The sequence below is a fragment of the Paracidobacterium acidisoli genome, assembly GCF_003428625.2.
GTDB classification, from domain to species: domain Bacteria; phylum Acidobacteriota; class Terriglobia; order Terriglobales; family Acidobacteriaceae; genus Paracidobacterium; species Paracidobacterium acidisoli.
Genome location: NZ_QVQT02000001.1, coordinates 118,861 through 141,275 on the forward strand (window position 1 = coordinate 118,861; position 22,415 = coordinate 141,275).

Here is a 22,415-nt window from a genome sequence, read left to right on the forward strand (position 1 = left end):
TTCGGCTGCATTCGCCTGCCATGCACTTTCAGGCGGCATCGGTCATGGAAGCGGGAGTGAACATACGACATGTGGATCGTTAAGGTAGCGCTCAATCGACCGTATACATTTATTGTTCTGGCGCTGCTGATTCTTATCGTCAGCCCGGTCGTCATTCTGCGCACACCGACGGACATCTTCCCCAACATCAATATTCCGGTGATCTCGGTGGCGTGGACCTACACCGGTCTCGATGCGGAGAACGTGGAAGGGCGTCTGACCACGGCTTATGAAAAAGCTCTGACCACGCTGGTCGACAACATTCAGCACACCGAGTCGACCACGTACAACGGCGAAGCGGTCATCAAGGTCTTCCTGCAGCCGGGCGCCAGCCTTGACACGGCAAATGCCCAGGTCACCGCAGCGTCGCAGTATCTGCTCAAGGAGCTGCCTCCAGGCATTCAGCCTCCGGAGATCATCAACTTCAGCGCATCGAGTGTGCCGATTCTGCAGCTCGGCCTCTCCGGCAGCGGCCTGTCGGAACAGCAGCTCAACGATATGGGCCAGAACTTCGTGCGTCCGCAGCTGGTAACGGTTCCGGGAGCTGTGCTTCCGCTGCCCTACGGCGGCAAACAGCGTCAGGTGATGATCAACATGGACCCGAACCTGATGCAGGCCAAGGGCGTTTCCCCCATCGACATCCTGAACGCGATCAATGCGCAGAACGTGGTGCTGCCGGCCGGCACCATGAAGATGGGCGAGAACGAATACGACGTCCGGCTGAACAGCTACATCAGCACCGTTGCCGAACTGAACGATATTCCCGTAAAGCAGGTGGACAGCACCACCATCTACCTGAGAGATGTCGCCACCGTCAGCGATGGCTTCCAGGTGCAGACGAATGCCGTGCGGCAGAACGGGCATCGCGGCGTACTGATCACGGTTCTGAAGGCCGGTAATGCGTCCACGCTGGATGTGGTGAAGGGCATCCGCGCCACGCTTCCGCGTCTCCGCACCATCGTTCCGCCACAGCTGAACATCGTTCCGATCGCCGATCAGTCGATCTTTGTGCGCAGCGCGGTGAGTGGAGTGATCCGTGAAGCGGTGATTGCCGCGGCGCTGACGGGGCTGATGATTCTGCTCTTTCTGGGAAGCTGGCGCAGCACGCTGATCATCGCAGTATCGATCCCGCTGTCGATCCTCAGCTCGATCACTGTCCTGGGTCTGCTGCACGAAACGATCAACATCATGACGCTGGGCGGCCTCGCGCTGGCCGTCGGCATTCTCGTCGACGACGCCACGGTAACGATCGAGAATATCGAGCGCTATCTCGAAGAGGGCCATCTGCTGTATGACGCCATCCTCGAAGGCGCGGCGCAGATCGCAACTCCGGCGCTGGTCTCCACGCTGTGCATCTGCATCGTCTTTCTGCCCATGTTTCTGCTCGAGGGCGTGGCTCGTTATCTGTTTGTTCCGCTGGCCGAAGCGGTGGTCTTCGCCATGCTGGCCTCGTATGTGCTTTCAAGAACGCTGGTGCCGACACTGGCCCTTTATCTTCTGAAGGCAAAGGAGCACGGCTATACCTCAAGGAACATCTTCGCCCGTTTCCAGAGAGGCTTCGAGCGCATCTTCGAGCGGGCGCGGCTCAGCTATCGCGGACTGCTGGAGAAACTGGTCGGGCACCGCCGAATCTTTGTGCCTTCGTTTCTTGGCATCTGTCTGTGCGCTTTTCTGCTGGCTCCGTGGCTCGGCCAGGACTTCTTCCCCAGCACCGACAGCGGTGAGTTCATCCTTCACATTCGCGGCCGCACCGGCCTGCGCATCGAGGAGACAGCCCGCCTCTGCGACCTGATTGAGAACTCCATCCGCAAAGAGATTCCCGAACGGGAGATGGACAACATCCTCGATAACATTGGCATGCCCTACAGCGGCATGAACACGATGCACATGACCTCGGGCACCATCGGCGCAGGCGATGCGGACATCCTCGTCTCGCTGCGCGAGCATCATCATCCCACGGCCGATTATGTCCGCGATCTTCGCCGCGAGCTGCCGCGCGAGTTCCCCGATGTGACCTTCTACTTCCTGCCGGCCGATATCGTGACGCAGATTCTGAACTTCGGCCTGCCGGCTCCGATCGACGTGCAGGTCGAAGGAAACGATGTGGACATCAGCCATCAGATTGCGGACAAAATGATGAGCCAGCTTCGCCAGGTGCCGGGCCTGACCGATCTGCGCGTGCAGCAGCCGATGAACTATCCCACGCTCGATATCGACGTGGACCGCACCAAAGCCCTCGAAGCCGGCTACACCGCACGGGATGTGACGCAGAGCGTGCTCAATACGCTGAGCGGCAGCTTCCAGATCAATCCGCTGTTCTTCCTGAACTGGAAGAACGGCGTGAATTACCCGCTGGTGGCGCAGACACCGCAATACCGCATGCAGTCGCTGGGAGCCCTCGAAAATATCCCGATGAGCGCCGCAGGACGGCAGCAGACAACGCCGGAGATTCTGGGCGATCTGGCCACGATTCATCGCTCGCATGAGATGGCGGTCATTTCGCACTACAACATCCGGCGCGTGGTGGATATCTACGGCTCCGTGCAGGACCGCGATCTGGGCGCGGTGAGCCGCGATGTAACGCGCATCGTGCGGGAAAATGAAAAGGCGCTGCCGCGCGGCACGTTCATCACCGTTCGCGGCCAGGTGCAGACCATGCGCAGCTCTTATGAAGGACTGCTGGCCGGTCTTGGCTTCGCCATCGTTCTTGTCTACATGCTGATCGTGGTGAACTTTCAGTCGTGGCTCGATCCGTTCATCATCATCACGGCGCTGCCCGCGGCGCTGGCCGGCATTGTGGTCTTTCTGTTTCTTACGCGCACCACGCTGAGCGTGCCGGCGCTGATGGGAGCCATTATGTGCATGGGCGTGGCCACGGCCAACAGCATTCTGGTGGTCTCGTTTGCGCGGGAGCGACTGCAGCTGCACGGTGATGCGGTGCGGGCCGCGGTGGAAGCCGGCGCGACGCGCTTTCGCCCGGTGCTGATGACCGCGCTCGCCATGATTATCGGCATGGTGCCGATGGCTCTGGGACTGGGCGACGGCGGCGAGCAGAATGCGCCGCTGGGCCGGGCCGTCATCGGCGGCCTGTTCTGCGCAACCGTGGCAACGCTGATTTTTGTACCTGCTGTCTTCAGTCTTCTGCATGGAAGAGGCGGGGCAGCGGAAGCGCAGCCAATCGCGGACGACCGACAGGAGCCGCTGCACGCATGAGAACCGAAAGGGGGATGAACAGAGTGGAGACGCCGGTGGAGGAGCTGGAGAGCCGGAACGAAGGCCTGAACGCGAATCACGATGGGAGTGATGACGCGAACGGAGAGAACGCCTCATCGGGAGGCGGCACAAAGTGGCTCCTGATCGTCGCAGTTCTGGGCGTGGTGGCGCTTGGCGCGGCCATCTATTTCGGCATCCGCGCGCGCGCGGCGGAAGAGACCAGACTGACCACGGTGACGGAGAGGGCGGCGATTCCCTCCGTGCTGGTGGTGCATCCGGCAGGCGATTCGAAGACACAGGAGATTGCGCTGCCCGGCAATGTGCAGGCCTTCATCGATACGCCGATCTACGCCCGCACCAGCGGCTACCTGAAGCAGTGGTATGCGGACATCGGCGCCCACGTCCGGCAGGGACAGCTTCTGGCGACCATCGAGACACCGGAAGTGGATCAGCAGCTCGATCAGGCACGCGCCGATCTGAAGACGGCTGAGGCCAACGCGCAGCTGGCGAAGACGACGGCCGTCCGCTGGCAGAACCTTCTGAAGACGAATTCTGTCTCGAAGCAGGAGACCGATCAGGCCGTGAGCGACGCTGCCGCGAAGCAGGCCACCGTCGATGCCCAGCTTGCGAATGTGCACCGGCTGGAGCAGCTGCAGTCCTTTGAAAAGATCTACGCTCCCTTCGACGGCGTGATCACCGCGCGCAATACCGATATCGGCGCGCTGATTGCAGCCGGCGCCAACACAACGCCGCAGGAGCTCTTCCACCTTGCCGCAATTCGTAAGCTCCGCGTCTTTGTCGCCGTGCCTGAGATCGATGCCTCGGCCGCGCGTGACGGCGCAACAGAGCCGGTAACCTTTGACGAATATCCAGGACAGGTATTTCAGGGCACGATCGTACGCAACTCCAGCGCGATTAACTCTGCGACCCGTACCCTGAATGTCGAAGTCGATATCGATAATGCATCCGGCAAAATCATGCCCGGCGCCTATGCCTTCGTCCACTTCCGTCTTTCTTCAGAAAAGGAAGCGACGAAGAGCGCTCTCGCGTCCGAATCGCTCGTCATTCCCGCCAATACTCTGCTGTTCCGCGCGGAGGGTCTGCGCGTGGCGGTGGTGCGGAACGGAAAAGCGGAGCTGGTTCCGATACAGATTGGGCGCGATTACGGCAGCAGCGTTGAAGTGATTGCCGGACTACAGCCGGCAGACGAAGTGATCGTAAATCCTGCTGATTCGATCGAGAGCGGCATGCGCGTGCAGATTGCGTCCGATCCGCAGGAAGGCAACGCGCAATGAAGAGGCTCGGACCGGCTGCCGGATCGGCTGCCCTTTTATTGCTCGCTGGCTGCATGGTTGGCCCCAGGTATCATCGGCCCGATGTGGCAACGGCTCCCGCATATAAGGAACCGGCTCCGGCCTCATGGCAGGGCACGGATGGCTGGAAGAACGCGCAGCCGCAGGATCAGTCGCTGCGCGGCAAATGGTGGGAGATCTTTGGCGACCCACAGCTGAACACTCTCGAAGAGCAGGTGACCGCTTCTAACCAGGATCTGAAAGTTGCCGAAGCGCACTATCGCGAGGCGCGCGCCATGGTCCGCTTCAGCCGCGCAGGAGAGGCGCCGACGATCGGCACTGCGCCTTCCATCACGAACGAGCGCCTGTCACCGAACCGCCCTTACTTTTCGCAGACCGCAGCAAACAACGGCACCGGCGACTTCGTGTTGCCGGTCGATCTCTCCTGGGAGATCGATCTCTGGGGAAAGATCCGCCGTGAAGTTACCGCCTCCCGGGAGGAGGCACAGGCCTCCGCGGCCGATCTGCAGACGGCGAGCCTGAGCCTGCATGCCGAGCTGGCCATCGACTACTTTGAATTGCGCAGTGCTGACGCGCAGAAGCAGTTGCTTGATCAGACGGTAAAAGATTACGAAGACGCTCTGCGGCTGACGACCAACCGCTTCGAGGGCGGCGCCTCACCAAAGTCCGATGTGGCCCAGGCGCAGACACAGCTCGACGCGGCGCAGGTGCAGGATACGGACATCGGCGTGCAGCGCGCGCAGTTTGAACACGCCGTCGCCATCCTGATCGGCAAGCCTCCTGCGCAGTTCTCGCTCGCACTGACACCGCTGCATGCCGAGCCGCCGGTCATTCCCGCGGGCGTGCCTTCTGAGCTGCTGCAGCGACGGCCCGACATTGCCGCCAGCGAACGGCGCATGGGCGAAGCGAACGAGCAGATCGGCATCGCACGCAGCGCTTACTTCCCCGACCTTACGCTCAGTGCTGAGGGCGGCTTTGAAGGGACCACCATCGCCAACTGGATGAACTGGCCAAGCCGCTTCTGGGCCGTCGGCCCCACACTCGCCCAGACGATCTTCGATGGAGGCAGACGCAGAGCCACTTCGGAATCCGCCCTCGCCGGCTATGATGCCGCGGTCGCTACCTATCGGCAGACCTCTTTAACTGCATTCATGGAAGTCGAAGACAATCTGGCGGCGCTGCGTGTACTGGAGCAGGAAGCGCAGCAGCAGAATCAGGCGACTGCCTCCGCGCAGGAATCGCTGCAGCTGTTCGACAACCGGTACGAAGGCGGTGTGGACAACTACCTGCAGGTGATTACCGCGCAGACCACCTACCTTGCCAACGAGCGGAACAGCATCGACATCATGCGCCGCCGCATGGATTCGAGTGTGCTGCTGATCAAGGCTCTCGGTGGTGGATGGGATACCTCGCAGCTGCCGAAGCTGTAAGCGTGAGCCTGCACAGGCATCCGTATCAATGCTGAAATCCTCTTCGCGACAAAGACGACCGGGGCTTCCATGATCCCAAACCCCGGTCGCTATAAAACCGTTCTGTACTGATCTGTTATTTCCCTGCGGCTGCCGGCGGGAATGAGCGCAATACACCCGAAGACAGATGCATTGCAACGCCGATCAACATATTCCGTTATCGTTACCACTGTCAAACAAAATTTCGGATGAATGTAATTCCGCCTGTTCCAAATTACATGATGCCTCCTGCTGCGGGGGCCTTCCTCATCAGTCGAACGCACTTTCGTTCGCTCTCCCTCTGACAGAGAAGAATGCGGCGCAGTATTCAGAGTTTCCTGCTTTTCCATAGCAACATATAAGCCCTTGACATTCCAGTCGATAAAAACTTATTGTTTTCCGGTAACGATAACAATCCGTAACCGGAATAAGCCACTTTTCAGCGACGAGCATCATGCGGAGGCTGCAGTATTCTGGTTCCGCTGGGCCCGATCGGAGAGAAAGACGACGATGCTGCAAAAAGCGATATCGCCGGAAAGAGATGACATCCTCCAGGACTCTGCCGCGAAGCTGCAGCTGCCTCAGGCGCCGGCTTCCGAGTCAGGACCAGTGAAGGCCTGGGAAGAGCCGGTGGTCATGCGCACTTATGCTCCCGGCCCTCCGGATCGCAATCCTCTGTTTCTTGAAAAGCGCGTCTATCAGGGCAGCAGCGGCCGTGTGTATCCGCTTCCGGTGATCGATCGTGTCGACACCGAGCCACAGGACGTTAGCTGGCGGGCGATCCATCTCGAGAATGAGTTCGTGCGGTTCATGGTTCTGCCTGAAATCGGCGGACGGATTCACGTTGGCCTGGACAAGCTGAATAATTACGACTTCTTTTACCGGCAGAACGTGATCAAGCCCGCGCTGGTGGGTCTTGCCGGTCCATGGATCTCCGGCGGCGTGGAGCTGAACTGGCCTCAGCATCATCGCCCTGCGACGTTCATGCCGGTCGAAACAGTCATCGAGCGCGATGAAGATGGAAGCGTGACCGTGTGGTGCAGCGATCATGACCCCATGTCGCACATGAAGGGCATGCATGGTCTCTGCCTTCGTTCGGGAAAAGCTTATCTCGAGCTTCGTGTGCGGCTCTACAACCGTACGGCTGAGACGCAGACGTTCCTCTGGTGGGCCAATGTGGCCACGCGCGTTCATGAGCAGTACCAGTCCTTCTTCCCGAAGGACGTTCACTATGTAGCCGATCACGCGAAACGCGCCATCACCGAGTTCCCTCTCAGCCAGGGAAAGTATTATGGCGTCGATTATGGCGAGCGTGCGCTGCACGGAGTTCCCGAGGAAGAGCGACCCGCTCATTTTGAGCCCGATGGTTCTTACCCTCCGAACGATCTGAGCTGGTATGCGAATATCCCGGTGCCGACCAGCTACATGATCGCCGGATCGAAGGGAGACTTCACCGGCGGCTACGATCACAAATACAATGCCGGTCTCGTGCATTATGCAAACCACCATATTTCCCCGGGAAAGAAGCAGTGGACCTGGGGCAATCACGAGTTTGGATACGCCTGGGACAGAAGCCTGACGGATGCAGATGGTCCGTACATCGAGCTGATGGCCGGCGTGTACACGGACAATCAGCCCGACTTCTCGTTCCTCGCTCCCGGCGAGACGAAGACCTTCAGCCAGTTCTGGTATCCGATCCGCGAAATCGGTGTTCCTGACCTTGCGAATCTCGATGCGGCCATTCGTGTCGAGCACACAGGCACGGAGATCCGGCTGCATCTGCAGGTAACCAGCGAGCGGCCAGCATGCCAGGTGACGGTGTGGATCGACGGAAAAAGCGCGGGCTGCTGGAAGGGCGATCTGTGCGTTGCATCTCCGCTCCATCACACGATCACAACTTCAGCCAGCGGCGATCTCGAGGTTCTTGTCGAGCAATCCGGAAAGACGCTTCTTCGCTATGCGCCGAACGAGATTCTTCCGGCAGATAAGCCCGAGGTGGCAACGGAGCCGCCTCTTCCCGAAGACGTGGCCACGGCAGACGAGCTCTTCCTGATCGGTCTGCATCTTGAACAGTACCGGCATCCCACTCGCAGCCCTGAAGTGTACTGGCAGGAAGCTCTCCGCCGTGATGCGAAAGACAGCCGCGCCAATCACGCTCTTGGACGCTGGCATCTGCGGCGCGGTGAATCCGCTCTCGCAGAGCAACACCTGCGCACTGCAATTGCGCGCCTGACCGAGCGCAACCCCAACCCCTGTGACGGCGAACCGCACTACCATCTTGGGCAGACGCTCTCTTACCTGAATCGCATGGAAGAGGCATATGCAGCTTTCTACAAATCCACGTGGAATGCTGCATGGCGCGGCCCTGCGTATCATCGTCTTGCCGAAATCGACTGCAGAAATCATGAGTGGAACAAGGCTCTGGATCACATCGAGCGCTCACTGCGCGTTGATGCCGATAATCTGAACGCCCGCAATCTCAAAACCATCATTCTCGGCAAACTGGGCCGAGGCGCAGATGCTGCTGATCTTCTTCGCGAAACAAGCCGTCTCGATCCGCTCGACACCTTCAGCCGGTTTCTCGCAAACAGGAGCCTTCCGGCAAGCGGGCAACAGCGTCTGGACCTGGTATTCGATCTGCTCCGCGCGGGTCTTTCCGAAGAAGCCCTGCTTGTTGCATCGGCCTCTCCTGTGAAAGAGACCGATGGCTCCACGGCGATGCTGTCCTATGCCAAAGCTCATATTCTGCGCCTGCTTCGTCAGGACGCGGAGAGCATGCAGGCATATCGCGAAGCTGCCGAAACGACCAGCGACTACGTATTTCCAGGACGCCTCGAAGAGTTGCTCCTTCTTGAAGAAGCGATTCACCTGAACCCGATGGACGCGCGGGCGCCCTACTATCTTGGAAATCTTCTTTATGACCGTCTCCGCCATCGTGAGGCCATCACGCTGTGGGAGCGCGCTGCTGAGCTCGATCCGGAATTTCCGATTGCGTGGCGCAATCTGGGCTTTGGATATTACAACGAGCTGCATGACACCCGTCGCGCACTCAATGCATTTGCTCACGCGCGTGCCACAGCTCCTGAAGATGCACGAATCCTCTTTGAACAGGATCAGCTTCTCAAACGCGCCGGTGAGCCATTGCAGCAGCGTCTGACAATGCTCGAAAAGCATCGCGAGCTTGTGGAGAAGCGAGATGACCTTTCGGTCGAGATGGCCTCGCTCTACAACAGCACCGGCCAGCCTGAGTTCGCTCTCGAGATATTGCTCTCCCGTCACTTTCAGCCCTGGGAAGGTGGAGAAGGACAGGTACTGTCTCAGTTTGTTCGAGCCAATATTCTGCAGGCACAGCAGGCTCTGAAACAGGGAAACGCAAAGCAGGCGCTGCTCTTTCTTGAGCGCGCCTGGAACCCGCCGCAGAGCATCAGCGAGGCGCGGCATCTGCTGATGAATCTCAGCATGATCGATTACTGGCTCGGTATCGCATACTCTGAAAGCGGGATGGAGTGCCAGTCGGTCGCACATCTTGAGCGCGCTGCGCGGCAGAAGGCCGATTTCCAGCAGATGCAGGTGCAGCCGATCTCTGAGATGACCTGCTGGAGCGCCGTGGCGCTTGCGAAGCTGGGTCGGATCGAAGAATCGCGCGCGCTCTTCCGGAAGATTCACGACTTTGCCGTGGAGCTTTCGCTGCAGACGCCCAAAATCGACTACTTTGCTACTTCGCTGCCGGCTATGCTCCTCTTCGAAGAAGACCTCCAGGCGCGTCAGGACATCACTGTTCTCTTTCTGAAGGCACAGGCCCTGCTCGGGCTCGGCAGCGCCGATGAAAGCCGATGCCTGCTCCTGCAGATACTGGAGCTCGATCACAGCCACACCGGCGCTCTCGATCTGCTGCGGTCGCTTGAAGGGTAAGAGATGCAGGGAGCGGCAGACTCAGGATCGTTCGCGGCCGGTTCCGTTCCGGCGGAGCGCGGAGCTTACGTCTGGGCGATTGCAATATCCGTCACGCTGGGAGGACTGCTCTTCGGATATGACTGGGTCGTTATCGGAGGAGCCCGGCAGTTCTACGAAGTTTATTTCGGCCTGACGTCCACTGCTCTTATCGGATGGGCGAACAGCTGCGCTCTGGTGGGCTGCCTTATTGGCTCTCTGGCCGCAGGCACCCTGGCCGATCGGTTCGGACGCAGGCGCGTCCTGCTGGTCTCCGCAATCCTGTTCGCCGTGTCCTCTGCACTAACGGGTTGGGCGCATTTGTTTGCGAGCTTTATTGTCTGGCGCATCACGGGCGGAGTCGCCATCGGACTCAGCTCAAATATTGCTCCACTCTACATCGCAGAGATCAGCCCGGCAGAGATTCGCGGAAAGCTAGTCAGCCTGAATCAGCTTGCCATCGTCGTCGGCATCCTGCTTGCGCAGGTCGTGAACTGGCGCATTGCGCGTCCGGTTCCAGCCGATCTCAGCCACCATGCCCTTCTTCTTTCCTGGAATGTGCAGTGGGGCTGGCGCTGGATGTTCTTCGCGGTTGTGGCTCCTGCAGCGGTCTTTATCTGCACTTCCATTTTTCTTCCGGAGAGCCCGCGCTGGCTGCTTACGAACCATCGCCGCGATGAAGCGAAAAGCATTCTGGAGCGGGTCGGCGGGCTCTTCTATGCAGCATCAGAGATCTCCAGCATCGAGCGATCGCTTGTCGAGAGCTCCCAGGAAAACTCTTTATGGGCTGATCTGCTGCGCCCGCGGTTCCTTCGCGTCGTTCTTATCGGCATCGCACTGGCCGTACTGCAGCAGTGGACCGGAATCAATACCCTGTTCAACTATGCGGAAGAGGTCTATCGCAGCGCCGGTTATGCCGCCAACGATATCTTCCTAAATATTGTCATTACCGGAGCGATCAATCTTATCTTCACCGTGCTGTCGATGTTTCTCGTGGATCGCATCGGCAGGAGATGGATGATGATCCTCGGCTGTGCCGGCATCGGCATCTCCTATCTGCTCTGCGCTTATGCATACAAAGCGGCATGGCCTCCGGCTGCGGTGCTGACGCTGACCCTGTGCGCCATTGCCTGCTACGCGCTTACGCTGGCTCCTGTGACATGGGTGCTGATCGCGGAGATCTTCCCGAACCGCATCCGCTCCCACGGCATCTCGATCGCCGTGAGTGCCCTGTGGATCGCCTGCTTCCTGCTGACGTACATCTTCCCCGCACTCGACAGCCTGCTGGGAATCACAGGAACATTCTCTCTCTACGGCATCATTTGTCTGCTCGGACTGCTCTTTGTTATGGGCTTTGTTCGGGAAACAAAAGGAAAAACACTCGAACAGATCGAAGCTGACATGACCGTGCGTCATTAATGCTCTGACTACTGACTGGACCGCGCGCAGCTTCGACGTACCGCTCGGCTTTCTTGGCTCAGGATCGTATCTGGCGCAAATCTACGAAGACGCAAAAGACGCGGCAACAGAGCCGACGCACGTGACGATCCGATCCAGAACCGTGACTGCATCGCAGACGCTTCACATTCAGCTCGCACCCGGAGGAGGCTGCGCAATTCGCTTCATTCCCGCGAAAAAGCGATAAGGCCTGCCATGCTGCGATCTTCTGATGATTTAACTTCAGCGCTCGGCAAACTCCACTTCCTCATCGGTGCGGCTCCCGATCTGGTTCGCAAACAGAGCGAGGTTCATGCGAAAGATGACATGAGGCGCAAGCTGAACCACTGGCTGCGGCCTGCGGTCTCGCAACAGATAGATGAGCAGGTTTTCGAGCGCGAGCTTTCCCTGCGTAAACGGCCGCTGATGTAGAGTCGCAAGCACCTTCCCGGTTTCGATGAGCGGCACCAGCTCGCGGAAGAGATCCGTGGTAACGACCTTCACTTTGCCCAGCAGACCGAGCTCTTCGAGTGCCTGCAGCACCGGCATGCTGTTGGCTGTGCTGATGTAGATACCCGCAGGATGGGGCTTCCGCTGCATCAGCTCAATCGCCTGCCCGTATGCCTCTCGCGGCCGGTCATGGCTTTCAAGCGCTGGAAGCAGAGTAAGGTGTGGCGCAATCACAGCCAGCGCTGCGGCAAAGCCTCGCAGCTTCTCCACGTGATCGAGCGTCGAAAGCTCGCCGGAAAAGATCGCAACTTCGGCTTTGGAAGTAAGCGTATGCGAGAGCAGCTCCGCTGCCACGGCGCCGCTCACCGAAGCATGCGCAGACACAGCCCCGACCCGGTCGGTGCCGGGAGCATCGCTGCCCACACACATCACCGCCGTGCCGTTTTCCGCAACTTTGCGGATCAGCGGATCATACTTGCGCACGTCGCCCGGCAAAAAGATCATGCCGTCGAACTGCTTCTGCATCGCGCGCTGAAACGCCTCGATGTCGCCTCCGCCGAGACGCGGATACTCGAAGAATTCGAGGGTCAGGTTCACACCCACCGCCGACGCGGCAGCCGCGCGGATTCCATCGCGAAGCGGATCGAAGAAATGCGCGATGTGTTTGGGCAGAACCGCCGCAACGGCGAGCCTGCGGTTCAGCTTCAGCGCCTGCGCTGCAAGATTCGGCTGATACCCAAGCTCCTTTGCCTTCTTCTGAACCAGTGCTTTGGTCTTTTCATTCACGCCGGGCCGGTTGTGCAGAGCGCGATCAACTGTGCCGATCGAAACCTTCAGCGCATTCGCAATATCTTTCACGCCGACCGGCCTTTCAGGATTTGTCATCTCTTATCCACTGAATCCGGATTTGTACCCGAGCGTAACGGCTTCACGCCCGACGGGTCAATTTCATCCGCTGACGCTGTGGCGGCGCGTTCAGACTCGACTCCGGCTGACCGCCACTTCAGGGGTGGCCGTCGCCAGCTTCGAACAGATTGCGGGAAAGATCTTCGATGGAGCGATCTCTTTTCTGGCTCTGATATTGCAGATGCGCCGCCGACACATTTCACAGCCGGCGCACCTGCTCTCCGTAGCCTTATTCACAGATTTCTGGTCTGAAACCATGAGGCCCGGAACCCCAAAACCTGTATTCATCTGATAGACTTAATCCTGTAATTGCGACGGAAGATTTGGCGCTCATCGCCCGATCTGAGTCGACAACGGCACTTCCAAAGAGTCGGGCAGAAACAGCAAAGTGCCTGTATCTGCACGACAGAAATCCGGAATGTTGAAGTTTCCGGGGACGTAGCTCAGTTGGTTAGAGCGCTGCCTTCTAACCGAGACTAAGAAAATAAACAACTTAGTTCCTTGGTGTCCACGATGGTGTCCACGCTGACCCAATTCTGCTAGGCTATGAAGCCTCAGAGGAGGATCAATGGATGCCTGCTCCCAAGCCCCTCGGCACACTTCTCAACGCTCCCGATTACGCAGAGCGCGTCAACCTCATCAAGAAAATCAAAACCGCTGCGGGATGGCGTTTCGCTCCTGTCGTCCCTGAAGCGAACGGCAGACTCAAGGACCGTGTGCGCGTCAACGGCCAGATCGAGACGCACCCGGAAGGCGCGTACTACATCGAGTGGCGCGTCGGCGGTCGCAAAGGTCACCGCTATCGCACTCCCGTGGCCAGAGAAGAGGCCATCGACGCCGCACGTCATAAGGCTCTCGAATTAGCCGCAATCCGGGATGGTCTCATCGCCGCTCCCGAGCCGCCGCCTGCGGCCTCCGACAAGACCCTTATCGGGGATGCCATCGATGACTATCTGAAGTACGTCAAGATGCAGCGCAAGGCGCGCACCTGGCTCACCTACCGCTACACCCTCGACACCCTGCTCCGTGCCTCCTACAAGCGCAAGTTCGTCGAAGACGCAACGCGCGATGATGTCCTCGACTTCATGACCTACTGCTATGAGAAGGGTCTGGGCGCTCGCACGGTCTACGACAAGGTCGTGACCGTGTTGCAGCTCTTCAAGAAGCACGGTCGCAGCGGTCTGATGGAAAAGGGCGACTGGCCCAAGTACGTCGAGACCATCCGGCCGATCTACGAACCGGAAGAGATGACGCCCATGTTCGAGATTGCGACCGTGGACGAAGCCGACCTGCTCAAGTTCATCCTTGGTTCCGGCTACCGCGACCAGGAGATACGGTACATCGAGTACGTCGATCTCGACTTCCGTCATGACCTCGCCCGTGTCACGGCGAAGCCGAAGTGGGACTTCACGCCGAAGAACTGGGAGGAGCGTGTCGTGCCCCTTCCCCATGCGCTCATGCAGCGCTTGCAGAAGCGCAAGGAGCGCAAGAATGCGCGGCCTCATGATCTCGTCTTCGGCAACACCAGAGGCAATCCCGATAGCGAGATGGACATGGTGGTCAAGCGGCTTGCCGAACGCGCCGGTCTCAACTGCGGTCACTGCGTTACCGAGCATGGCAACAAGTGCGCCGAAGGCCCCTACTGCATGAACTTCTTCCTGCATAAGTTCCGGCACACCTTTGCGACCAACCATCTTCGCGACGGCGTAGACATCCGAACCGTGCAGGCATGGATGGGACATCGCGATATCAAGTCCACGATGGTGTACCTCAAGGGCATACGGTCGAAGGACGCGGCGCACAAGGTCAACAACGGCGAACTGGCCGGGCTGGTAGCCTAGTCATCGAAAAGAGCCACCCTTACGGGTGGCTCTTTTCTTGTTTTAGGTCAGCAGGCGAAGTATTGCAAAAAAGGTATAATGGTTATGGCGGGTTGGTCGGTGCAGTTTTTGGATGAAGGGGTGAAGGCTTCTCTCGATGCGCTTCCCTTGGACATCCGGGCAAGTTTCCAGCGGATAGTCGAGTTGATCCAGGCGCACGGACTAGAGCGGGTTCGTGAGCCTTACGTGAAGCATCTTGAAGGCTCGTTGTGGGAGATGCGGATGAAGGGCAAGAGTGGCATCGCACGCGCCTGCTATGTCACTGCGGTTGGAAAGCGAATCGTGGTGGTGCATGTCTTCGTGAAGAAGACACAGAAGACGCCAAGGCGAGAGTTGGCACTGGCCTTGAAACGAGCGAAGGAGGTTGAATGAAGCGCAAGATGATTCCGGCGGAAGAATCGTTCCGTGAGTGGAAGAAAGATCCATCGTTCGTTGCCGCTTACGATGCACTGGAGAACGAGTTTGCCCTTGCCTCTGCTTTGATCGAAGCGCGAAGCAAAGCCGATATGACGCAAGAAGAGGTTGCTGCTGCTATGGGGACCACGCAGGCTGTAGTCGCCCGGCTGGAGAGCGGTAAAGTGTTACCGTCAACTCGCACGCTGGAGCGCTTCGCGCGTGCAACGCGCTCTCGGCTCCGTATCACCTTTGAATCCCAAAACGAGCCTGCGGCAGTTAAACGCTGATGTGAACGATGCTGCAAAGACGGCAGTTCTTCAGATTGCCCGTATTGAAGCAAGGAGCGAAGCGATGGCAGACCGAAAGAAATACAAGAGTGATGCTTTTGAGGCGATACACACGAACGTCGCCGCAATGTACAGGATTGGAACCATTGATGAGGCGACAATGCGGAGTTTCGACGAATCATGTCTCGTCGATCCCTCGTCGCAAGAACGTGCCAATGCCAGCGAGTCTCAGCCGCTTCGCGGCAGTTTGAAGTGACCCGGAAGATGATGTTTACGATGCACTCTGATTTCCGCCCTACGCGATGCGCTGGCCTGCATTGCGGGAAGCACTCACCCGCGTAGGGGGCTTCCTCGCGGCGTCATCGAGGCCGTATCTCAGCCGTAACCATTTCGCTACTTCCTGCGGGTCAAACCGAACCGCTCCCCCCACGTGGAAACTTGGCAAGGAACCACGGGCAGCCATGCGATAGATGTGTTTGTCGTCCACGCCAAGCAGCTCGCAAAGTTCAGCAACCTTCATGGCACCGCTTCTCGCTTCGAGCTTTTCAATGAGGTTCAAGCATCGCCCCCGAAGTACGACCTTTCCATACATTCCTATTGATCCAGCGGGACTGTCCAATACTTCTAAGAGATGGGGTCATCTGTTTCGAGATGGCCCCATCTGTTTTGGTGATGAGGCATCCGCCAGAGCGATGGTTGACGTTTTGATTCCCCTTGGTTGACAATTTTATTCCGGCATGTTTGCGTGCCCTCTTCGCTTCGTTGCCGGTAATCGCGGTCGCCCGCCTAGCCGAGCCACGAGGTCCGCATGAACAACATTGACGATCATCTGGAATTCCGTCTCCTCAAATACTTTCTCGCAGTCGTAGAGGCAGGCACATTCACCGCCGCCGCCGCGAAACTTCACGTCGCACAGTCCGCAATCAGCACGCAGATCGGCAAGCTCGAAGACATGCTGAATGTGCAGCTTTTCGACCGCGAGCATGGCTACAAACTGACGGCGGAAGGCTTGATGATGAAGGTCTATGCGGAATCCAGCCTGAAGAGGCGCACGCTCTTCATACAAACCCTTCTCGCCATCCACTCAGCATCCTTACAACCGCTGCGATTGGGCTTCTCGTCCTTCGTTCTGAAGGGGCTACTTCACTTTGTATCCGACACCTATAAAGAGCTATTGCCCGGCTGCGAGATGCTACCGGAGAGCGGCGATACCGTGGATATCCTGGAGAGACTTCGTGCCGGAGACCTGGACGCCGCACTGCTGACGTTGCCGGTCGCAGGCGACGACCTTGAAGTGCATGTTCTTGAGCGTGAGCGTTTGCTTGTGTGTATGAGAAACGATGATCCGCTCGCAAGCTATGAGGCTGTTCCCGCTTCGGCCCTATCCGGAAAGATCAGTATTTTCACCTACCAGAAGTATCACCCGGCAGCTTACGAACGGCTGTTGGAGATGTTCAAAGAGGTTGGCATCACGCCTCGGCCATGCCAGCCAACGCAAAACATTGAACACGTGCAATGGATGGTAAAAGAGGGACATTGCTACTCCCTGATTCGTGCAGGACGCACGTTGCAGAACGGTCTCGTTGTGAGGCCCATCGTTGGGGTCGACTGGACGGTCGATAGCGGATTGGTTCTGCGTGAAGGTCATGAGAATCCCGCTCTTGCATTCTTTGTCGAGGAGCTAGTCAATCCGCTCCGTCATGCATCAGATACTCCGGTGAAAAAGCCCGTGGCCTCGGTAGCAGCCACGGTTCAGCGAAAATCAAAATCTGGCGAGAAGACTGACGACCAAATGGGGCTCTTCAACATACATCACCGACCGTAGTCATTCGTCCTCATCTCGCAAAGAGATGGCCCCATAACAAAGAAGTATTGGACGACTAGAAATTATCAGCACTAAGCTCCGGCATATTCCCGACTGAGACCAGTCGATGGAGGTGCCGATGTCTTCCGTATGCAGTGTCGTCAATCCCCCTAACAAAGCCCACTCTCATTGCTCGTCTCGCAGACGGCGAGTGCAAATCATTTCTCGAAAACTTCTCCGTGCAGCGCACGTGATGGGACCGACGCTTGTCGCGCTCTCTATTGCGGGCGCTGCCAACGTTGCTCATGCCCAGGGAACGATGGACTTCTCCGGGGCGCAAACATTGATGACAACCTTCAAAACTTTTGCCATGTACGCCGGGGCTGTCATCTGCCTCGGAGGGCTGATTTTTGCGGGTATTCGCATGATGTCAGGAAGATTTCAGGACGCCATCCCCGGCCTCTTCGGAGCGCTTTTTGGGGCGGGAGTTCTGGGATGGGGTGCGGGCTGGATAGGCAGTTTAACAGGTCAATCCATGTGAGGTGCTGCACCCATGACCAAGCGGGGAGAGCCGTTACCGATCAATCAAGCGCTGAATCGACCGAGAGCCAAGCTAGGTCTCGATCTTACAGCATGGATGGCGATTGTCTTCGTCTGCGTAGCGGTTTTCCTCGTTGGGTTTCGCCTGCTGGCCATGCTCGCGTTTCCAACGCTTGCAGTCTGCGCATGGCTCATCGTTCGCAAACACCCAAAGATGTTCCAACTATGGGGCCTGAGCCTCAACCAGAAGTCCTACTATGACCCGCGCAAATATTGAGCAAGCCAAATTCGTTCCGTGGTTCGCAAAGGCCGGAGCCGCGTGCTCGATTGTGCCAATCTCGCGCTTCATCGGCCCCAGCATCTTTGCGCTTAAAGGTGGCGGCTACGGATGTCTCTTTGCTCTGACCGGCATCGACGAAGAAGGCTTGACGGACCAGGAGCTGGAATCGCGGATGCGGTCGATTGAAGGAGCATTGCGTGGACTTCCCGAAGGCTCGTGCCTCTACCAGTACACCCGCATCATGTCCGGCTATGACCTTCCTCGTCAGAAGACCTACAGCAATCCCGTCACGCAGGTCTTCGTGGATGACCGGTTGACCTTCCTTGAGAAGACAGCAGGGTTCCGCCGGATTGATCTTCACTGGTGCCTCACGCTGGAGCCGCCCAAGCTGAAAGCATTCGAGCGCAAGCCGCAGGAACACTCCGCCGATACGTCGCGGATGCTGGCGGAGCTACAGAAGTCGGCAACGATTCTGGAGAATCATCTGGGCGGTCTGTTGGGACTTCGATTGCTCGACAAACCGGCTACGTTCCAGTTCTTTTCCCACTTGTTCAATCTTGAAGAATGGGCCACGCAGTCGCAGCTCCGTGAGGATACCGGAGTAGACCGGCAGATCGTCAGCAATCCGATTGCATGGCACAGCGATCATCTCCGCGTCGGTAGACGCTACGTGCAGATGTTCTCGCTCAAGACAACGCCGGAGGCATCGAGGCCATGCCTCTTCTCCGGCCTGCTGACGCTCGATTGCGATAGCGTGTTGTGCTCGACATGGCGGCCCAAGTCCACCGCGGCGGCGCGGAGCGAGATCGACGCTCAAGAGAAGTTCATCTCGTTTTTCAAAGTGGGCGTGTTGACTCGCGTGATGAGTGGACGTGACACGGCCTCACTTGAGACGGGTGCGGGCGCGAAGGCCGCCAACAGCAGCGTCGATGATTTGAGCGTAGTCATCCGTGAGCTGGATAAGAAGGCGCAGGGCGAATATTCGTTGCGCTTGTTGCTTGCCGCAGACAGCGTGGAGCTACTACGCGATACCGCGCCCACCGTGCATCGGATCTTCGTCGATGCACGCGCTCAGGTGATCGAGGAAACGCTTGGCAATCTCTGTGCGTTCTACGCCATGTTTCCCGGCAATGGAAAGTTCAACGTCTTTCCGATGTGGCTGTCCGAGGAACACCATGCGCGGCTCTCCTCTGTATTCGCACCGCACATTGGCCATCCGCTATCAGAAGACTTGGACTCTGAGTATCTGAACGTCTTCGAGACACGCACACGCACTCCCTTCTTTCAGGATGTGTACGTGGATGGTGTGCGCGTCATGCTCATCATCGGGCCTCCTGGCGCGGGTAAGAGCGTGATGGGAAATGCGACCGTCGCATTGGAACAGAAGTACGGCGGCTTTACTTATATCTTCGATATCGGCGGCAGCTATGAGAGCGTGGTCGAGTTGTACGGTGGTCGCGTTGACCGTATAGGCAAAGACGGCCCCCGAGTTGCATTGTTTGCTCTGGAGCCAACGGAAAGCAACATCAAGTTCCTGTACAGCTTCATCAAGCTGCTGTTGACGAACGGCGGCGCGGAGCTGGAGCCCGAAGACGACGATGTGATCCACAAAGCCGTACAGGACATCTACCTGCTCGACCCGGAAAATCGTCGCCTCTCCAATCTCTTTCTGCCGAAGAAGCTCGACCGCTACCTCTCGAAGTGGGTTGGGAGAGGCGTGTACAGCGCCATCTTCGACAACGTAGAAGACAATCTCTCGTTGTCCCGCGTGCAGTGCTTCGACTTTCAGGGCGTCAACAACGCACAGAACGCAGATCTCATTGAGCCGCTGATGGTGTGGCTGCTACGCCGCATCAATGACGTTCTCTATGACCCCACGAATCTCGGCGTCCCCAAGCACATCCTCATCGAAGAAATCTTCAGTTCGATGAAAAATCGCCAGTTGCTCGAAGGTGCTCTCGCTTCCATCAAGACCGTTCGCAAGAACCTTGGGGGCGTCACCATGATTGGTCAATCGGCGGAAGACCTTGGAGAGAACGCCGACAGCATCGTGAATTCCTGCACATCCTTCCTCTTCCTGAAGGACGCGACGTTCAACCGCAAGCGGTACGCGGAACTGTTCAAGATGACCGAGCAGCAGCTTGCTCTCTTCGAGAGCTTGCAGGACCGCGAGGCCCTTTACATGCGCCGCGACGGCCTCACCAAAGTTATCAAGATGAATCTTGATAGTCGCAGCTATGCGACGTTCTCGACCAAACCAAAAGATCGCGTGCGCCGGTCGAAGCTCATTGCCAAGTATGGACTCACCGAGGGCATTACACGGTTCGCCCAGGGCGAGTCTGCCTAACCGCCGAAAGGACCAGAGAGAAATGAGACCACCCATCATCGTCGTCGTCACCTGTGGACTTGCATTGACTGCCACCACCGCCGTCGCCTCTGGCCCCGGTAGTCCCGACGCAACGAAGCACCTTCAGCCGAATGCGCCGCGCACCATCACCGTGTCCGAGGCGGACACGCCGCCTGTGGTTCGCGCCGGGTTACTGCAATCGACGTTGATCCTGCTCCCCGATCAGGAGAAGGTTGCGAACGTCTTTGCGGGGGACACAGTGGATTGGGTCTTCGATGGCGGTCACGTCGCCAGCCGCTTCATCAGCATCAAGCCGAAGGTTGCAGGAAGCACCACGGACGTTCATATCGTCTCTGACCATGGCAACGAGTACACCTTGCAGTTGCGTGAGGTTTCAGGTGACGACGATCCCCACTTCGATTCCAAAATCTTCATCGCCCCCGGCGACAAGGCCGCGAAAGACCGGCTGGCCGAACTGCCAGTCTTCGTGCCCGCTGCCGAGTTGGACAAGGTGAAGCAGGAAGCGGCAGCAGCCAAGGCTGCTCAGGCCGCCACATTGAAAGCCGAGCAGACGAAAGAGGAAGCGTATCGCAGCCAGTATCCCGGCTCGTTGCACTTTGACTACACCTGGGACAAGTCGAAGGGCAAAGAGCTTGGTTTGCAGGCGATATGGCGCGACGACAGGTTCACCTATCTACGCGGACAATTTCAGGAAACGCCCGCTCTCTATGAAGTGAAGGACAAGAAGCCCTCGCTCATCAACTTCGATTTCTCGAATGGCCTTTACACCGTTCCGAAGGAGTTGGACAACGGCTATCTCGCCATTGGCAAACAGAAGGTCGAGTTTCATCGCACCCAGGAAGCGAGGTAGTCATGCCGGAGCCGAATCAAAACGTGCCCGCTACTGTGCCGGAACAGCCGGAATCGAAGCCGCCGCTCAAGAAAACTATGCCGGTGGTGATTGCCCTGGTGGTCATTATCGGAATCATCGGCATCGCCAACCTCTCCAGCCTGCTGAGTGGCAATAAGAAAAGTGCGCCGACCAGCGCCATGCCCATGCGACCGGCAGCGCCCAATGCACAGCAGGTAAACAGCTTTGAGTCGCAGCAGCAGTTGCAGGCGCAACGCGACGCTGAAGCGAGGCAGCATCAGCAGGAACTTAATACAGCGCTCCAACAGTTGCAGCAGACGGAAGGTGCGCCCGGCCCGGAGGGCGCAGGCGCTCCACCGATGACCGCCGCTCAGCGAGCAGCCATCTATGGCGACAGTCCGAATGCTCCGCAGCGTACTTCCAATATGTCTCAGGCCCAAGCCGAGGCAAAGCAGAAGCAGCTCGCGAAAGAGAAACAGCAGCAGGACGCCATCAACAGCGATACGGTTGCGATTGACTTTGAGCGTACCGCTCCCGTCCCTGCCACAGTCGCGACAGAGGCCGCGCAAGAGACGGCTGCTGCCGCAGCCGGCGGCGCGGCTCAATCCAAACCAGTCAATACGGCGGTGAAGACTGATAGCCAGAAGAACCCTATGGCCGCATACGACTTCGATACCTACGATGGCCGTCTGTATCGCATCTTCGAGGGCACGGTCCTGGAAGGTGTCGTGACCAACCACATCGACGGCGGTTTCAGCGGCCCGATTATGGTCTCGCTTACCACTGACCTGTACTCCCACGACCATCAGCAGCTTCTCTTGCCGCAAGGTACTCGGCTGCTTGGCGACGTGCAGAGCGTAGGCAATGCACAACAGCGCAAGATGTTCGTCACCTTCCATCGCGCCATCTGCCCCGATGGTTTCTCGCTTGAGTTTGCCAAGTACATCGGGCTAGACCAGATCGGCACGACCGGTCTTGCTACCAAGGTTGACCACGGATACTTGCAGGCATTCGCCGCAGCCGCTGCCATCGGCGGGCTTGGCGGCTTGGCACAGATCGGAAACGGCGGCAGCGTCCTCGACCCTTCTGTACAGATTCGGAATGGGATCTCCGAACAGTCCGCGGTCGAGGGCGAACAAGTCTTGAATCACTTCCTCAATAGGCTTCCTATCATCACGCTCAAGGAAGGCTCACGTGCTCGCGTATACATCGGCACCGACCTTCTGATTCCGTCCTACGCGGCGCATCGCGTTGACCCCACGTTGTAGTGAGGA

Annotated in this window: 18 protein-coding genes; 16 read left to right on the plus strand and 2 right to left on the minus strand. The window is 58.2% G+C overall.

The window, feature by feature from the left end:
* The first annotated feature begins 69 nt into the window (after positions 1–69).
* The 6 genes from D0Y96_RS00525 to D0Y96_RS00550 all read left to right on the plus strand — a co-directional run bounded on the left by D0Y96_RS00525 (position 70) and on the right by D0Y96_RS00550 (position 11,588).
* A complete protein-coding gene (locus D0Y96_RS00525) occupies positions 70–3,252 on the plus strand; it encodes an efflux RND transporter permease subunit (protein WP_117297196.1) in 3,183 nt (1,060 codons plus the stop codon).
* Entirely contained in the window at positions 3,249–4,547 is a 1,299-nt protein-coding gene (locus D0Y96_RS00530) for an efflux RND transporter periplasmic adaptor subunit (protein WP_252263358.1), read from the plus strand. The genes D0Y96_RS00525 and D0Y96_RS00530 overlap by 4 nt, the downstream gene beginning before the upstream one ends.
* Positions 4,544–5,995, plus strand: coding sequence for an efflux transporter outer membrane subunit (locus D0Y96_RS00535; protein ID WP_117297200.1), 1,452 nt, complete (start codon positions 4,544–4,546; stop codon positions 5,993–5,995). The genes D0Y96_RS00530 and D0Y96_RS00535 overlap by 4 nt, the downstream gene beginning before the upstream one ends.
* A gap of 528 nt (positions 5,996–6,523) precedes the next feature.
* The gene (locus D0Y96_RS00540; RefSeq protein ID WP_117297202.1) at positions 6,524–9,925 is read left to right on the plus strand and encodes a DUF5107 domain-containing protein; all 3,402 of its coding nucleotides are present in this window, start codon (positions 6,524–6,526) and stop codon (positions 9,923–9,925) included.
* Positions 9,926–9,928: 3 nt separating this feature from the next.
* The gene (locus D0Y96_RS00545; protein WP_117297204.1) at positions 9,929–11,362 is read left to right on the plus strand and encodes a sugar porter family MFS transporter; all 1,434 of its coding nucleotides are present in this window, start codon (positions 9,929–9,931) and stop codon (positions 11,360–11,362) included.
* A 4-nt stretch (positions 11,363–11,366) separates the two neighbouring features.
* Complete coding sequence (locus D0Y96_RS00550; protein WP_252263417.1) at positions 11,367–11,588, plus strand: glycoside hydrolase family 97 C-terminal domain-containing protein; 222 nt, start codon at positions 11,367–11,369, stop codon at positions 11,586–11,588.
* 35 nt (positions 11,589–11,623) lie between these two features.
* Here D0Y96_RS00550 and D0Y96_RS00555 read toward each other — a convergent pair whose 3' ends face one another.
* Positions 11,624–12,715 carry a LacI family DNA-binding transcriptional regulator gene (locus D0Y96_RS00555; RefSeq protein WP_117297208.1) on the minus strand — a complete coding sequence of 364 codons (1,092 nt, stop codon included), beginning with the start codon at positions 12,713–12,715 and terminating at the stop codon, positions 11,624–11,626.
* Positions 12,716–13,308: 593 nt separating this feature from the next.
* Here D0Y96_RS00555 and D0Y96_RS20635 point away from each other — a divergent pair.
* The 4 genes from D0Y96_RS20635 (at position 13,309) to D0Y96_RS00575 (ending at position 15,555) form a co-directional block, all read left to right on the plus strand.
* Complete coding sequence (locus D0Y96_RS20635; RefSeq protein WP_117297212.1) at positions 13,309–14,577, plus strand: tyrosine-type recombinase/integrase; 1,269 nt, start codon at positions 13,309–13,311, stop codon at positions 14,575–14,577.
* An 84-nt stretch (positions 14,578–14,661) separates the two neighbouring features.
* Positions 14,662–14,988: a type II toxin-antitoxin system RelE/ParE family toxin gene (locus D0Y96_RS00565; RefSeq protein WP_117297975.1), complete on the plus strand. Its 327-nt coding sequence runs from the start codon at positions 14,662–14,664 to the stop codon at positions 14,986–14,988.
* Complete coding sequence (locus D0Y96_RS00570) at positions 14,985–15,299, plus strand: helix-turn-helix domain-containing protein (protein ID WP_117297214.1); 315 nt, start codon at positions 14,985–14,987, stop codon at positions 15,297–15,299. Before D0Y96_RS00565 ends, D0Y96_RS00570 begins: the two co-directional genes overlap by 4 nt.
* Position 15,300: 1 nt before the next feature.
* Positions 15,301–15,555 carry a hypothetical protein gene (locus D0Y96_RS00575; RefSeq protein WP_199480141.1) on the plus strand — a complete coding sequence of 85 codons (255 nt, stop codon included), beginning with the start codon at positions 15,301–15,303 and terminating at the stop codon, positions 15,553–15,555.
* A 39-nt stretch (positions 15,556–15,594) separates the two neighbouring features.
* Here the strand turns inward: D0Y96_RS00575 and D0Y96_RS00580 are convergent, their stop codons facing one another.
* Entirely contained in the window at positions 15,595–15,858 is a 264-nt protein-coding gene (locus D0Y96_RS00580) for a helix-turn-helix domain-containing protein (RefSeq protein ID WP_199480142.1), read from the minus strand.
* Positions 15,859–16,107: 249 nt separating this feature from the next.
* Here D0Y96_RS00580 and D0Y96_RS00585 point away from each other — a divergent pair, with 249 nt between their 5' ends.
* The 6 genes from D0Y96_RS00585 to D0Y96_RS00610 all read left to right on the plus strand — a co-directional run bounded on the left by D0Y96_RS00585 (position 16,108) and on the right by D0Y96_RS00610 (position 22,409).
* Positions 16,108–17,124, plus strand: coding sequence for a LysR family transcriptional regulator (locus D0Y96_RS00585; protein WP_117297216.1), 1,017 nt, complete (start codon positions 16,108–16,110; stop codon positions 17,122–17,124).
* A gap of 118 nt (positions 17,125–17,242) precedes the next feature.
* On the plus strand, positions 17,243–17,644 hold the full coding sequence (locus tag D0Y96_RS00590; RefSeq protein ID WP_117297977.1) for a hypothetical protein: 402 nt from the start codon (positions 17,243–17,245) through the stop codon (positions 17,642–17,644).
* Positions 17,645–17,656: 12 nt separating this feature from the next.
* Positions 17,657–17,920 (plus strand): VirB3 family type IV secretion system protein, encoded by a 264-nt coding sequence (locus tag D0Y96_RS00595; RefSeq protein ID WP_117297218.1) that lies wholly within the window; start codon positions 17,657–17,659, stop codon positions 17,918–17,920.
* Positions 17,901–20,270: a VirB4 family type IV secretion system protein gene (locus D0Y96_RS00600; RefSeq protein ID WP_117297220.1), complete on the plus strand. Its 2,370-nt coding sequence runs from the start codon at positions 17,901–17,903 to the stop codon at positions 20,268–20,270. Before D0Y96_RS00595 ends, D0Y96_RS00600 begins: the two co-directional genes overlap by 20 nt.
* 22 nt (positions 20,271–20,292) lie before the next feature.
* Positions 20,293–21,141, plus strand: a complete 849-nt coding sequence (locus tag D0Y96_RS00605) for a TrbG/VirB9 family P-type conjugative transfer protein (protein WP_117297222.1) — start codon at positions 20,293–20,295, stop codon at positions 21,139–21,141.
* A 2-nt stretch (positions 21,142–21,143) separates the two neighbouring features.
* The gene (locus D0Y96_RS00610; protein ID WP_117297224.1) at positions 21,144–22,409 is read left to right on the plus strand and encodes a TrbI/VirB10 family protein; all 1,266 of its coding nucleotides are present in this window, start codon (positions 21,144–21,146) and stop codon (positions 22,407–22,409) included.
* Positions 22,410–22,415: the final 6 nt, after the last annotated feature.

Coding starts and splice junctions, on each gene's coding strand:
- D0Y96_RS00525 (WP_117297196.1), top strand. CDS start 70: ATGTGGATCGTTAAGGTAGCGCTCAATCGACCGTATACATTTATTGTT.
- D0Y96_RS00530 (WP_252263358.1), top strand. CDS start 3,249: ATGAGAACCGAAAGGGGGATGAACAGAGTGGAGACGCCGGTGGAGGAG.
- D0Y96_RS00535 (WP_117297200.1), top strand. CDS start 4,544: ATGAAGAGGCTCGGACCGGCTGCCGGATCGGCTGCCCTTTTATTGCTC.
- D0Y96_RS00540 (WP_117297202.1), top strand. CDS start 6,524: ATGCTGCAAAAAGCGATATCGCCGGAAAGAGATGACATCCTCCAGGAC.
- D0Y96_RS00545 (WP_117297204.1), top strand. CDS start 9,929: ATGCAGGGAGCGGCAGACTCAGGATCGTTCGCGGCCGGTTCCGTTCCG.
- D0Y96_RS00555 (WP_117297208.1), bottom strand. CDS start 12,715: ATGACAAATCCTGAAAGGCCGGTCGGCGTGAAAGATATTGCGAATGCG.
- D0Y96_RS20635 (WP_117297212.1), top strand. CDS start 13,309: ATGCCTGCTCCCAAGCCCCTCGGCACACTTCTCAACGCTCCCGATTAC.
- D0Y96_RS00565 (WP_117297975.1), top strand. CDS start 14,662: ATGGCGGGTTGGTCGGTGCAGTTTTTGGATGAAGGGGTGAAGGCTTCT.
- D0Y96_RS00570 (WP_117297214.1), top strand. CDS start 14,985: ATGAAGCGCAAGATGATTCCGGCGGAAGAATCGTTCCGTGAGTGGAAG.
- D0Y96_RS00585 (WP_117297216.1), top strand. CDS start 16,108: ATGAACAACATTGACGATCATCTGGAATTCCGTCTCCTCAAATACTTT.
- D0Y96_RS00590 (WP_117297977.1), top strand. CDS start 17,243: ATGTCTTCCGTATGCAGTGTCGTCAATCCCCCTAACAAAGCCCACTCT.
- D0Y96_RS00595 (WP_117297218.1), top strand. CDS start 17,657: ATGACCAAGCGGGGAGAGCCGTTACCGATCAATCAAGCGCTGAATCGA.
- D0Y96_RS00600 (WP_117297220.1), top strand. CDS start 17,901: ATGACCCGCGCAAATATTGAGCAAGCCAAATTCGTTCCGTGGTTCGCA.
- D0Y96_RS00605 (WP_117297222.1), top strand. CDS start 20,293: ATGAGACCACCCATCATCGTCGTCGTCACCTGTGGACTTGCATTGACT.
- D0Y96_RS00610 (WP_117297224.1), top strand. CDS start 21,144: ATGCCGGAGCCGAATCAAAACGTGCCCGCTACTGTGCCGGAACAGCCG.